This window comes from Actinoplanes solisilvae, from assembly GCF_003999975.1.
GTDB classification, from domain to species: domain Bacteria; phylum Actinomycetota; class Actinomycetes; order Mycobacteriales; family Micromonosporaceae; genus Actinoplanes; species Actinoplanes solisilvae.
In genome coordinates this window covers 288,324-301,250 of record NZ_RJAC01000007.1, presented here as the reverse complement: position 1 = coordinate 301,250, position 12,927 = coordinate 288,324, and the positions used below count along the sequence as shown (strand labels likewise).

General features: G+C 69.8%; 11 protein-coding genes. 7 read left to right on the top strand and 4 right to left on the bottom strand.

The genetic code is table 11. The annotated features are described in order from the left end of the window. Positions 1-7: 7 nt before the first annotated feature. Both EER30_RS47185 and EER30_RS20935 read right to left on the bottom strand, forming a co-directional pair. Complete coding sequence (locus tag EER30_RS47185) at positions 8-148, bottom strand: hypothetical protein (RefSeq protein ID WP_164842414.1); 141 nt, start codon at positions 146-148, stop codon at positions 8-10. 81 nt (positions 149-229) lie between these two features. Continuing rightward, a complete protein-coding gene (locus EER30_RS20935; protein ID WP_127502178.1) occupies positions 230-3,154 on the bottom strand; it encodes a helix-turn-helix transcriptional regulator in 2,925 nt (974 codons plus the stop codon). 72 nt (positions 3,155-3,226) lie between these two features. Here EER30_RS20935 and EER30_RS20930 point away from each other — a divergent pair, with 72 nt between their 5' ends. Further along, the gene (locus EER30_RS20930; protein WP_127502253.1) at positions 3,227-3,886 is read left to right on the top strand and encodes a response regulator; all 660 of its coding nucleotides are present in this window, start codon (positions 3,227-3,229) and stop codon (positions 3,884-3,886) included. Positions 3,887-3,890: 4 nt separating this feature from the next. Here EER30_RS20930 and EER30_RS20925 read toward each other — a convergent pair whose 3' ends face one another. After that, the gene (locus EER30_RS20925) at positions 3,891-4,277 is read right to left on the bottom strand and encodes an HPF/RaiA family ribosome-associated protein (RefSeq protein ID WP_127502177.1); all 387 of its coding nucleotides are present in this window, start codon (positions 4,275-4,277) and stop codon (positions 3,891-3,893) included. A gap of 107 nt (positions 4,278-4,384) precedes the next feature. Here EER30_RS20925 and EER30_RS20920 point away from each other — a divergent pair, with 107 nt between their 5' ends. Both EER30_RS20920 and EER30_RS20915 read left to right on the top strand, forming a co-directional pair. Next, on the top strand, positions 4,385-5,920 hold the full coding sequence (locus tag EER30_RS20920; RefSeq protein WP_205650325.1) for a sensor histidine kinase: 1,536 nt from the start codon (positions 4,385-4,387) through the stop codon (positions 5,918-5,920). A 318-nt stretch (positions 5,921-6,238) separates the two neighbouring features. Continuing rightward, the gene (locus EER30_RS20915; protein WP_432417557.1) at positions 6,239-7,207 is read left to right on the top strand and encodes a pectate lyase family protein; all 969 of its coding nucleotides are present in this window, start codon (positions 6,239-6,241) and stop codon (positions 7,205-7,207) included. 38 nt (positions 7,208-7,245) lie between these two features. On the opposite strand, the gene EER30_RS20910 is transcribed toward EER30_RS20915, so the two are convergent. Continuing rightward, on the bottom strand, positions 7,246-8,844 hold the full coding sequence (locus tag EER30_RS20910) for a methyl-accepting chemotaxis protein (RefSeq protein WP_127502175.1): 1,599 nt from the start codon (positions 8,842-8,844) through the stop codon (positions 7,246-7,248). A gap of 174 nt (positions 8,845-9,018) precedes the next feature. On the opposite strand from EER30_RS20910, the gene EER30_RS20905 reads away from it, so the two are divergent. From EER30_RS20905 to EER30_RS20890, 4 genes are read left to right on the top strand one after another with little or no spacing between them, the layout of a single operon-like run. Then, a complete protein-coding gene (locus tag EER30_RS20905) occupies positions 9,019-10,014 on the top strand; it encodes an efflux RND transporter periplasmic adaptor subunit (protein ID WP_240670193.1) in 996 nt (331 codons plus the stop codon). Further along, on the top strand, positions 10,011-10,703 hold the full coding sequence (locus tag EER30_RS20900; protein ID WP_127502173.1) for an ABC transporter ATP-binding protein: 693 nt from the start codon (positions 10,011-10,013) through the stop codon (positions 10,701-10,703). Before EER30_RS20905 ends, EER30_RS20900 begins: the two co-directional genes overlap by 4 nt. Beyond that, entirely contained in the window at positions 10,700-11,974 is a 1,275-nt protein-coding gene (locus tag EER30_RS20895; RefSeq protein WP_127502172.1) for an ABC transporter permease, read from the top strand. The genes EER30_RS20900 and EER30_RS20895 overlap by 4 nt, the downstream gene beginning before the upstream one ends. Before the next feature lie 44 nt (positions 11,975-12,018). Further along, positions 12,019-12,780 (top strand): SAM-dependent methyltransferase, encoded by a 762-nt coding sequence (locus EER30_RS20890; RefSeq protein WP_127502171.1) that lies wholly within the window; start codon positions 12,019-12,021, stop codon positions 12,778-12,780. Positions 12,781-12,927: the final 147 nt, after the last annotated feature.

The following is a 12,927-nucleotide window of genomic DNA, read 5'->3' as shown; positions in this document are numbered from 1 at the left end:
CTTCCGCCTACAGGGGTTGGTAGGGGTCGTGGCTCAGGTGGCCGGCGTCGTCGTCGTCGCGGGCGCTGTCGTCCGGCTCCCGCGACAGCTCGGGAGGCGGCGGGTGCTCGGTGGCGGAGTCGTCACGCTCGGCGGATCGGTCAGTCATGCATCGCCCGTCGGCTATGGATCATGGAGCCATGCTCGGGCGGACCGAGGGTCCTTAGCTATCCGGCGGATACGTCAAAATTCACGAGGCGTTGTCGTGGGGGTCGTCTTCGGCGAACACGCCGGCCTCCACCGCCTTGACCGCGAGCGCGGTCCGGGAAGTCACTTTCAACTTGCGCATCGCCGCGCGCAGCTGCTGATCCACCGTGGCCGGTGACTTGGCCAGAATTCGGCTGATCTGCCGGTTCGTCTTCCCGGCGATGACCAGCTGCACCACGTCGAGCTCGCGCGGGGAGAGCTGGTCCCCATAACCGCGACGGCCGCCGCGCCACAACCGCGGGACCTCGGCGCCGTACTCGCGAAGCCGCTGCGCGACCCGGTCGGCGTCGCCCCGGGCTCCGAGCCTGAACAGTTGCTCGTACTGCGCGGCCAGCAGTTCCCGGCCCTGGTCGAGCTCGCCCTGTGTCACGAGCGCCTCGGCCCGGCGCTCGCGGGCGAGCATGGCGTCGTAGGGACGCGACGTCGCGCACGCCGCCCTCTCGAAGGCCGTCGCCGCGCGGGCGTGGTCCCCGGCCGCGGCGACCAGCAGGGCCCGGCACAGGGCGAGGGCCGCGCGAGGTGCCGGCGCCGTACGGCCACGCAGTCCCCGGGCGAACTGGTCGCCCAGGCGTCCCGCCGCCTCCAGGTCGCCCGCGGCGAGGAGCGCCTCGATCCGGGCGGGGACGAGCTCGGTCGCCCAGATCCAGATGCCCTTTCTCCGTACGGTGTCCATCGGCTCGTTCGTGACCTGCAAAGCCCGGGCGCTGTTGCCGTCGGCCAGCCACAGCCGGGCCAGCGCGGCCGCCGCCTCCATCGTGTCGTCGGCCGCTCCGAGACGGGCCGACTCCTCCAGAACCAGCCGGAACTGCTCCTCCGCGGCGCGCCGCCGTCCGGTTGCCGCGGCCAGCCGGGCCGCCAGGCGAACGCTGCCGAGATAATGGGCCGGCCGGTCCCGGTCGGCGTCGGCCAGTGCCACGCTTCGCTCCGCGAGCCCCTCCCACCGGCCGGTGAACCAGGCCAGGTTGGCCTGTTCGAGCCGGACGTTGTGCTGCAACCGGGACGCCTGCTCAGCCTCGGCGAGCCGCATGGCCACGGCCAGGTGTTCCTCCGCGTCGGCGTACCGGCCCCAGATCAGTGCGCCGGTTCCGACGTTCACGTGGATGCGGGCCACGTCGAGGCGCTCCGCCGAGGTGGCTCCGTCGACGGGCAGGCCGGCGATGACGTCCCAGGCCTCCTCCTCGCCGAGCATGAGAAGCGCCGCGGCCCGATTGCCAGCCAGGTTCAGCCGTTCCGCGGGAGAGTCGACCGCGGTGGTGAGCTCGGCGGCGCGATCCAGCCATTGCCGGTGGGTCGACGCCGGCCACGGCCCCGCATACGCCCATCCCAGATAGGTCATCGCCCGGGCCGCCTCGACCGGGTCGTGGTCGAGGTTGGCCACCGCCTGCTCGAGCTCGGTGAGGGCGGCCTGTGCCTCACCCCCGGTGATCAGAAGCCGGCCCAGGGGGTTGCGGATCTCGGCCTGCTCCCGGGCCGACAGATCGGGGGTCTCCAGAACCGAGCGCAGCGTACGAATCACGCGGTGGTACACCTCGTCGACCGGTTCGCGACGGCCCAGCGCGGCGACCCCGGCGATGCGCGCGACCCGGGCCCGATCGCCCGGCGGCAGCACGGCCCACGACAACAGATCGACCAGCGTGTCGACCGCCCTGGTGTGGTCGCCCGAGGCCATGGCCAGCTCGGCGCCCTGCTCGGCGTATCGCGCCCAGGACTGCCTCTCGCCCGCCTCCCGGAAGTGGTGGGCCAAGCGTGCGACGGGCGGTGGGTGGATCTTCTCCAGGGCCTGGCCGGCCAGCAGGTGGATGTCCCGGCGATCGATCAACGGGATCGCCTCGTAGACGGCCGAGGCGGCCAGCACGTGCCGGAACCGCCACTGGCCGCGGTCGTCCGCGTCCAGGACTCCGGCGTCGGCCACCTCCGCGATGGCGGCACGGCAGGCGGCCGGTGACAGGTCCGCGGTCTCAGCGAGAGTGTCCACCGATGACCGCTCGGCCAACGTGGCCGCGGCTCGCAACACCTGCTGCGCCGGCGGCGACAGACGGCCCACCCGCTCGCGGGTCGAGTCGCGCACCGTAGGCGGCACCCGCAGTTCGCGTAGCTTCAGCCGGACCCATTGCCCGTCGCGGAAGACCAGGTCGGCGCGGTCGCACATGAGGCGGACCGACTCCTCCAGCGCCAGCGGAACGCCGCCGGTCCGCTCGTGCAGGAACGTCGCGAACTCCTGCGAGATCGGGTTACCGTCCAGCATCGAGGACACCAGCGCCGCACTGTCGCCTGGTCGCATCGGTGTCAGGGAGATCCTGAGCTGGGTCACGCCGGCGGGCAACCGGGACGTCAGCCGCAGCAACATCGACCCGTCACCCACCTCCTCCGGCCGATAGGAGATCACCAGGCTCGGCCCGTCGGTCTGCTGCCGGGAGGTGACGAACAGCAGGAACTCCAGGGTCATGTCGTCGGCCCAATGGGCGTCCTCCAGCACGAGAACGTCGACACGCAGCGCCCGCAGCAACTCGTCCAGGGCGCGGAACAGTCGATGCCGTGCCGCCTTCGCATCGTCCAAGGGCTCGAGTGCGGGCGGCAGGTCGGCCGACCATTCAGGAAACAGTGGCCGCAACGCACCGGCCAGCGCGGTGAGCGGCAGTTCCGACACCGGGCGGTCGATCCGGCCGAACGCGTCGACGATCGGACCCAGGGTCAGCGACTCGCGCAGTGGCGGGCACACCGAGACCAGGGCGGTACGCTCGTCCGGCGCGGCCAGCCACTCGCGCAGCAGCCGGCTCTTCCCGATTCCCGCCTCGCCCTCCACCAGCACGATCGCCGGCGGCCAGGCCAGGGCGCCCCGCAGCGCCGCCAGCTCCCGATCACGGCCCACGAAGTCCGGCGTGGAGACTGTCGGCGAGGGGTCGAGCATGCAAGATGATCTCGCTTGTCGATGCTCGCGCACAAGAGCATGAGCGATATCCACAGATCAGGAGGTGCCGTCATCGGAATCCGTGTGATCGTCGTGGACGACCAGGCGATGGTCCGGGCCGGGCTCTGCGCCATCGTCGGTTCCCAGCCCGACCTGGAAGTCGTGGGCGAGGCTCCCGACGGCGCGGCGGCCCTCGACCTGGTCAGCCGCACGGCCCCCGACGTCGTGCTGATGGACGTGCGCATGCCCGGCATGGACGGCTTGACCGCCACGGCCCACCTGACCGCCGGCGACGATCCGCCCCGCGTGATCGTGCTGACCACGTTCCACCAGGACGCGTACGTCTTTCAGGCCCTGCGCGCCGGTGCGTCGGGGTTCCTGCTCAAGGACGCCGACCCCGCCTCGCTGGTCGACGCGATCCGCACGGTCGCCGCGGGCGAGGCCATGCTCAGCCCGGCCGTGACCAAGCGCCTGATCGACGCGTTCGCCACCGGCACGCTGACCGCGGCCCGCGACGACGACCCGCGCCTGGCCCGGTTGACGGCGCGCGAACGGGATGTGCTCACCCAGATCGCCACCGGCCGGTCGAACGCCGAGATCGGCGAGGTGCTGGGCATCGGCGCCGGCACGGTCAAGGCGCACGTCAACTCGCTGCTGCCCAAACTGGGCGCCCGTGACCGGGTCCAGGCCACGATCGTCGCGTACGACCTCGGCCTGGCCCGGCCACGCTGAGCCGCTACTGCTCCACGGGCTCGAGTTCCGAAGGTTCCACGTGCTCACGCAGGTGCCGGTTGTGGCGCGGCTCCTGCTTGGTCTTGGCGTCGTTCAGCTTGCGGCGCAGGTCGTCCCGCACGTCGTTGAGCGCCGCGTGCAGATCCTCCTCGGTCGAGGTCGTGACGATCTTCTCGCGGCCCGCGATCCAGCACTCCAGCGTGACCTTCTGACCGCGCGCGGCCCGGTCCTTCACCGAGACCTCCAGCTCGGTCGAGTCGGCGTGGAACCCGGCCAGGCGCGAGTCGAGCGTGACGAACTGCTCGGCGAGCCAGTTCAGGTCGCCCTGCGAGAAACCGGCGCCGGCCCGCAGACACTGGGCGACGGTCGCGGGATCAGTCACAGCACTCATCACATCTCCTCGAATCGGTGCAATCTGACCTGGAGTCCCTTACCCCCGTCCTCGGCGGGTCCAAACGATCTTTCTACGCCGAAAGAGGCTCGCGTACCGTGCTCCGTGTGATCGACAACGTCAGGCGGCGGTGGACCAGCCAGCATTGGTTCGCGTCGGTGCTGGTCGCGATGGTTCTGCTGATCGCCGTGGCCACCTTCGTCGGCGCCGAGCTGCTGGCCCGCACGACCGAGGTGTCGAACCGCCTCAACGACCACATCGCCCCCGCTCGCACGGCCGCCGCCGAGCTCACCGCCGCCGTCGTCGATCAAGAGACGGGCGTACGGGGATATCTGCTGAGCGGCGATGACCAGTTCCTTGAGCCGTACGCCTCGGGGGTCGCGACCGAGGAGCAACTGGTCGCCGAGATCCGCCGTCTGCTGCTGGACGAGCCCCTCCCCGAGCTCGATCTGGTCGTGGGGCAGATGCGCGAGTGGCGCGACCGCACCGCGAATCCGCTGATCGATTCCCGCGAACAGGCCGGTGTACCCGGTGAGCTGGTCGCCGGCAGCAAGGCCGCGTTCGACGCCGTCCGCGCTCCCCTGGACGCACTCGACGACCGCCTTCAGGCTCTGCGCGACGCGGGCCGGGCCGACCTGGAGGACAGCCGCTCGGCCCGCAACACCGCCTTCCTGTTCCTCGTGGTCGCGTTGCTGCTGCTCATCGCCCTGATCGCCGTCCTGCTGCGGGTCGTCGTGCTGCGTCCGCTGACCGACCTGGGCGGGGCCGTGCGCCGGGTCGCGGACGGCGACTTCGATCATCGGCTCACTCCGGGCGGCCCGGCCGACCTGGCCCGTCTCGGCGAGGACGTCGAGGCGATGCGCCGCCGGCTGGTCGGCAGCCTCGAGGCGAGCCGTCTGCAGGCGGCCGAGCTGCACCGTTCCAACACCGACCTGGAGCAGTTCGCGTACGTCGCCTCGCACGACCTGCAGGAGCCGCTGCGCAAGGTGGCGTCCTTCTGCCAGATGCTGCAACGCCGCTACTCGGAGTCGCTGGACGACCGCGCCCAGCAGTACATCTCGTTCGCGGTCGACGGCGCGACCCGCATGCAGCAGCTGATCAACGACCTGCTGGCCTTCTCGCGGATCGGGCGCCTGCACGCCGACCGCTCCCCCATCGACCTCGACGCCGTACTCGACCGGGTGACCGACTCGCTGGCGTTGCGCATCGAGGAGACCGGCGCGACGATCACCCGCCCGCCGATGCCGGTCGTGCCGGGCGACGCGACCCTGCTGACCCAGCTGTGGCAGAACCTGATCGGCAACGCGATCAAATTCCGCCGGCCGGACGTCGCGCCGAAGGTGGTCGTCACCGCCGAACTGAGCGACGAGATGTGGACCTTCGAGGTACGCGACAACGGCATCGGCATCGACCCCGAGTTCGCCGAGAAGATCTTCGTCATCTTCCAGCGGCTGCATCCCCGCGACGTCTATGCCGGCACCGGAATCGGCTTGGCCATCTGCAAGAAGATCGTCGAATACCACGGCGGCGCGATCCACTTGGACACCGGCTACGCCGAAGGCGCCGGCCTGATCTTCACCCTGCCCGCGACAGCCAAGGACGCGATGGCCAAGGACGCGACAACTAAGAGCGCGGCAGCCTAGAACGCGGCAGCCTGGAACGCGGCAGCCAAGAGCGTAAAAGCCGATAACGCCGCCGCGACAGCCGAGAACGCCACCGGCACAAAGCGCTGACCACGCCGTTAAAGAAGGTTAGTTGAATCTTCCTGCAAATGTTTGCAGGCAATTCGCATTGGCGTAAATCAATGGCATTGACACCCATAAATGTCTGCCATATCGTCGGCCGAGGTAAGCGCTTACCTGGATAGTTCCGAGCGGCGCCACGCAGCGTCCGCATCCCCCGCCGCGGCCAGAGCCGCGGATCCCCGCCGCGGCGATGACCGCGGACCCACGTACGGAGGAATGTCCATGCAAGCACCAAGAATCCGCCGGCGCACCACGCTGATCTCGGCCGCGGTCGTGATGATCGCCGGCACGCTCACCGTCGGCCAGGTCGAGGCCTCGGCCGCCGAGAGCAGTCCGGTCGGTTACGCCAGCCTCAACGGCGGCACGCCCGGCGGCTCGTCGAGCACCGTCGTGACGGTCACCTCGGCGTCGGCCCTCAAGTCCGCCTTGAGTTCGAGCACGTCACAGACCGTACGCGTCTCGGGTCTGATCTCGATCTCCGGCATGTACAACGTGGCCTCGAACAAGACCGTGATCGGTGTCGGCTCCGGCTCGGGCATCACCGGCGGCGGGCTCAACCTGTCCGGCGTGCGCAACGTGATCCTGCGTAACCTGGTGTTCCGCAACGCCGGCGACGACTCGATCAACGTGCAGACCAACACGACAAACGTGTGGATCGACCACAACGACCTGGCCAGCGGCTATGACGGCCTGATCGACATCAAGCGCGGCTCCGACTTCATCACCGTCTCGTGGAACCGGCTGCACAACCACGACAAGTCGATGCTGCTCGGCCACAGTGACGACAACGGCTCGCAGGACATCGGGAAGCTGCGGGTGACCTATGTGCACAACTGGTTCGAGGGCACCGGCCAGCGTCATCCGCGCGTGCGCTTCGCCAACCCGGTGCACGTGCTGAACAACTACTACAGCAACATCGGGTCGTACGGTGTGGCGTCCACCATGAACGCGGGCGTCTTCGTCGAGCGCAACTACTTCGAGAACGTGAAGAACCCGACGGTGACCCAGACCGGCGACTCGGTTCCGGGCAACCTCAAGGTCCTCAACAACTACAAGGTCAACTCGGGCACCGAGCAGGTCCGCAACGGCGCTTCGGTCGCGGCGATCCCCTACTCCTACACCCCCGAGGCCAACGACCGCGTCAAGGCTACCGTCACCGCCGGGGCCGGCACCGGCAAGATCTGATGCGTACGGATCCTCGCCCGCACGTGGGAGGGCGGGGATCAGTAACGGAACTTCGCGACGAGGGCGTTGAGATCCGTCGACATCGTCGCCAGCTCACTCGTCGCCTGTTGCGACTGCGCGATCCCGGCACTCGTGCGCCGCGCCGCGTCGGCCACCCCGACGATGCTCGACGAGATGTCACCCGTACCGTGGGCCGCCTCTCCGACGCTGCGGTTCATCTCGGCCGTCGTCGCGGTCTGTTCCTCCACCGCTGACGCGATCGTGGTCTGGAAGTCGCTGATCCGCGCGATCACCCGGCTGATCTCCTCGATCGCCGTGACCGCCCCGCCGGTGTCGGCCTGGATCGTCTCGACCCGTGACGAGATGTCGAGCGTGGCCCGCCCGGTCTCCTGGGCCAGATCCTTGACCTCGCTGGCGACGACGGCGAAGCCCTTGCCCGCCTCGCCCGCCCGCGCCGCCTCGATCGTCGCGTTCAAAGCCAGCAGGTTCGTCTGCTCGGCGATCGCGGTGATCACCTTGACCACGTTGCCGATCTCGGCCGACGACTCCCCCAGCTTCGTCATCGTCGCCGACGTGCTCGACGCGAGCCCGACCGCCTCGCTGGCGACCTGCGCCGCCTCGGCCGCGTTGCGCGAGATCTCGCGGATCGCCGAGCCCATCTCCTCGCTGCCCGCCGCGACCGCGTCCACGCTGCGGGAGATCTCCTCGGCCGCGTGCGACACGTGCTGGGCCTGCGACGCCGAGGCGTCGGCCGACACCGCGATCTCGTTCGCGACCCCCGACATCCGGTCCGACGCGCCGCGCAGGGCGGTCGCCGAACTGTCGATCGTCATCACCGTCTCGCGCAGCCGTGTCACCGCCGTGTCGAGCGCCTGCCCCATGCGCCCCGGCTCGTCGCGGGTGGTCAGACCGGCCGTACGGGTGAGGTCGCCGTCGGCCAGGCCCTCGCAGACCGTGCGGACCCTCGCCATCGACCGCACGATCTGCCGGGCGACCAGCGCGCCGAGCGCGATCGCGAGCACCGCGCCGGCGATCAGCAGCACGAGAGAGATCCACCGCCCCGAGTCGTACCCGGACCGGGCGATGTCGGCATTGGCCTTGGCGTCCGCGTTCTCGGCCGCGCGCATGCCGACGAGGTCGCCCTCGACCTCCTCCATGAGCGGGGCCAGCTCCTGATCCCGGATCTTCTGCCAGGCCGCGAGGTCGTTGCGGGTGCCGGCCGGGAAGAGCTTGTCCTCGATGAGCTGCCGGAACATCACGAAGTCGTCGCCCAGCTCGGCGATCGCCACGTCCTCCACCGCCGGGTGGCTGGTGCGGTAGGCAGCCAGCGAGTTGACCAGCTCCTGGTAGTGCCCGTCGAACGACTCGCGGTACTTCGCCTTGAGCGTGGCCGAGCGCGAGATCATGAAGTTGGACGCGGAGAGGCGCGCCTGAGCGAGACTGGCCCGCACGTCACCCAGCTCGTTGACCCCCGAGACATTGCTGGAGTAGATCGTCTCGGCCGAGGCGCTCGACTTGCTCAGCGCGCTCAGCCCGACCGTGCCGACGACCACGGCCACCGCGATCGCCACCCCGACCGCGCCGAGAATTTTCGTCCGCACCCCGAGATTCGCGAACGCGCCCAACCATGCCCCCATCAGCTCACGGTATTGGCCCGGTCGACGCGGCGTTGGCACAACGCCAAAAGGTCTGCTGCCGAAGTCGATCCTGGTCATCGACGCTTGCGAGATCGTTGTAACCTCTGCCGCGCCGGGTCTCACCCGGCCGTCCGAGCGAGGTCAGGCGAAGGGAAGCACGTGAATATACGCAGGGTGACCGGCTTGTGCACGGCGGTAATAATCGCCGCGGCGCTCTGTGCGTGCGACTCGTCGGGCGAGGCCCCCACGACGCCCGGGCTCGAGGCTCGCGGGACGGTCCTCACGACCGTCAAGCCGACGCGGCAGGACCTCAGCAACAAGATCAGCCTCTCCGGGTCGGTCACGATCAACCCGGTGTTCGGCATCGTCGCGCCGGCCGACGGCGAGCTGCGCTACCTCGACAAGAAGCCCGGGACGGCGCCGGCGCCCAAGCCGCGATGGGTGGCGACGGTGTACGACGACAACGGCGACCCGCGCAAGGTCATGATCCCGAAGGACTCGATCCTCGCCGGGCGGCTGATGGACGACCGGTCGGACGTCACGAAGGGCATGCCGATCGTCTCGGCCAAGCACGCGGGCTACGGCATCACCGCCGAGATCGACAGCGCCCAGGCGTACCGCATCTCGGGCGCCGTCACCGACGTCCGCGCCCAGATCAAGAACGGGCCAGGGCCTTTCTCCTGTACGGCGTTGGGCACGATCGCGGCCCTGCCGGCCGGCACGATCCCGGAGCCGCCGCCGACGACTCCGCCGACTCCGGGGACAGGCTCCTCGGGCGCGCCCGTCGCCCCGCCGGTCTCCGACACCTCGAATACGGGCAGCAGCGGTTCCGAGGCCACCGGCATGCGCCTGGTGTGCGTCCCGACGTCGAGCGTGAAGCTCATCAACGGCGCGTCGGTGACGCTCGAGGTCGTCACGGCCAAGGCGTCCAAGGCGATGGTGCTGCCGGTCGAGGCGGTCGCGGGCGTACAGGGCAAGGGCAAGGTCGACATCGTCGGGAAGGACCAGCAGCGCAAGACCGTCGACGTGGTGCTCGGTCTCAGCGACGGCAAGGTCGTACAGATCAAATCGGGGTTGAAGGGCGACGAGACGATCGCCGTGCCTGGCCCCGATCTGCCCACCGCCGCTCCCGTCGAGGGCGGCCCGAACGGCAAGGGCGGCGCCGGGTGACCACGCTGATCGAGCTCGAGGGCATCACCAAGGTCCTCAAAGGACAGGAACAGCCGCGTACGATCCTCGACGGCGTCGGCCTGACCGTCGATGCCGGGCAGAGCGTGGCGATCGTCGGGCGCTCCGGTTCCGGCAAGAGCACGCTGCTCAGCGTCATCGGCCTGTTCGACCGGCCCGACTCGGGCAGCTACCGGCTCGACGGGCAGGAGATCGCGCGGCTCCCCGAGCGGCGCGCGGCCAAGCTGCGCAGCTCCCACTTCGGCTTCGTGTTCCAGCGGTTCTTCCTGCTCAAACACCTGACCGCGGCGCAGAACGTGGCCATGGCGCTGGTCAACGGGCAGGGCTGGCAGCCGCGCCGGCAACGCAAGGCCCGGGTGATGGAGGCGCTCGACCAGGTCGGCATCGCCCATCTGGCCAAGAACCGCCCGGCCCGCATGTCGGGTGGCGAGCAGCAGCGGGTGGCGATCGCGCGTGCCCTCGTACGGAATCCTCGGATTCTGCTCGCCGACGAGCCGACCGGGGCCCTGGACACCGAGACGGGAACGCTCGTGATCGACGCCCTGCTGTCAGCGACCCATCGGGGATGCGGGTTGATCCTGGTGACGCACGACCGGGACCACGCGGCCCGGATGGGACGCATCCACGACCTGGTCGACGGCGTGCTGAGCGAGCGGGTGATGGTGCGATGAGACGGCTCTCCGGGCGGTTCCGGTCCTCGATGATCATCGGCATCCAGGGCATCCGCGCCCGCAAGCTGCGCACCCTGCTGTCGATGATCAGCCTGTTCCTGGGGGTGCTCGCGGTCGTCGTGGTGCAGGCCGGCGCCAGCATCGCCGAACGCGCGCTGCTGGCCGACCTGGAACTGCAGGCGGGGTACGACGGCACGCGCGTGATGGACGTGCCGACGCAGCAGTCGGCGGCCGATGCGGTGGTCTCGACGGTGAAGGGCCGCTCCGACGCGGTGGCGATGCTCGGCGTGAGCGGCATCGTCGGCGAACCCGGCGTGCTGCCGGTCAACCCGAACGCGGCCCCGATCGACCAGGACTGGGGCTCGGCGGTCGTCTGCGACCAGAACGGCTGCCAGGAGGCGTCCGGCACCAAGGGGCAGGCCGTCGAGGTCCGCTTGACCGCGCTCACCGGTGACGTACGCCAGTTCCGGCCGTTCCGGCTCGAATCGGGGCGCTGGCTCGACTTCTCGACCGTGCCGTCGATGGCGCCCAAACTGGTGCTCAACCAGGAGGCGGCCAAGGCGTTCGACCGCTACCGCGTGCCGGCCGAGATGCGCGTCGGCGGCGCCGCGGCCAACGTCACGCCCCAGTTCGTCGGCGTCGTCGACGACGGCGACTATCAACCCCGCGCCTATGTACGCATCGACGAGCTCACGACGTGGCTGCCCACCTCGAAACTGGCCGACCCGAACACCGGCGGCGAACTGCGCCTGATGATGTCGCCCGGCTCCCCGGTCGAGCAGGTGCTCAGCGCGAAGCTCAAGGCGCTGGGCAACGAGGTGTACGTCAACACCGTGGAATCGCGCAAGGAGCAGGAGAAGCAGCTCTCCCTGATGCGGCTGATCTTCTTCGCGATGGCCGGGCTCGTGCTGCTGATCGGCGTCGCCGGCATCCTCAACGTCGGCCTGGCCACGGTCGGCGAGCGGGTCGAGGAGTTCGCTCTGCGCCGGGCGGTCGGCACGCCACGCTCGCTGCTGGCCGGCATCGTGCTGGCCGAGACGTTGCTGACCGGGCTGTTCACGGCGGCCGCGGCGATCGGGGTCAGCATCGCGGCCCTCAAGGTCGTGACGATGGTGGTCGGCAACTCCCAGCCGCTGCTGCGCGACGTCCAGTTCCCGTGGGAGGCGGGCGTGGCCGGCATCATCGCGGGCCTGATCGCCGGCATCCTGGGCGGCTTCATCCCTGCCCTGCGCGCCGCCGGCATCCCGATCGCGACGGTCATGCGCGCCTGATCGTTTCCATTGAGGCTCGGCTATGTCCTAACTAGACTCACGGGATGACCGAGCTCGACACCGGTGTCCCCCATTCCGCCCGAGTCTGGAACTACTGGCTCGGCGGCACCGACCACTTCGACGCCGACCGCGCGGCCGGTGACGACTTCGCGAAGTTCTATCCCGATATCGTCACCGTCGCGCGCGGGTCGCGCGCCTTCCTCAAACGCGCCGTCACGTTCCTGGCCGCCGAGGCGGGCGTACGCCAGTTCCTCGACGTCGGCACGGGCATCCCCTCGGCCGAGCACACCCATCAGATCGCCCGCGCCGTGGCCCCCGACGCCCAGGTCGTCTACGTCGACAACGACCCGCTCGTGCTGGCCCACGCCCACGCGGTCCTGACCGGCGAGGCCGTCTACCTCGACGCCGACCTGCGCGAGCCCGGCTCGATCATCGCCTCCTCGGGCCTCGACCTCGACCGCCCGGTAGCCCTGATCCTGACCAACATCCTCGGCCACATCCCCGACCTGGACGAGGCGGTGTCGATCGTCCGTGGCCTGCTGGCCCCGCTGCCCTCCGGCAGCTATCTGGTAACCGCCGACGGCACCAACGTGCTCGACGGCCCGGCCTTCGAAGCAGCGATCGGCGTCTGGAACGCGAACGCACCCCTGTCCTACCACCTGCGCCACCCTGACCAGCTGGCCCGATTCCTGGAGGGGCTCGAGGTGATCGACCCGGGCCTGGTTCCGTGCGCCCGCTGGCGCCCCGCCCCCGGCGCCGACCTCCGCGAGACCGACGAGTTCGCAGCGGTGGCCCGCAAGCCCTGACCCCCGTTTCCTCCTCCCCACCCGGCTCTCCTTTCCTCGCCCGCACTTCGTCACGTGCGTGTTTCTGCTCGGTTACATCCATTCATGCGCACAATCGCGCCCTGAACCCGCATGATCAGCCTGATCCCGCCACGCCGCGAATGTGAT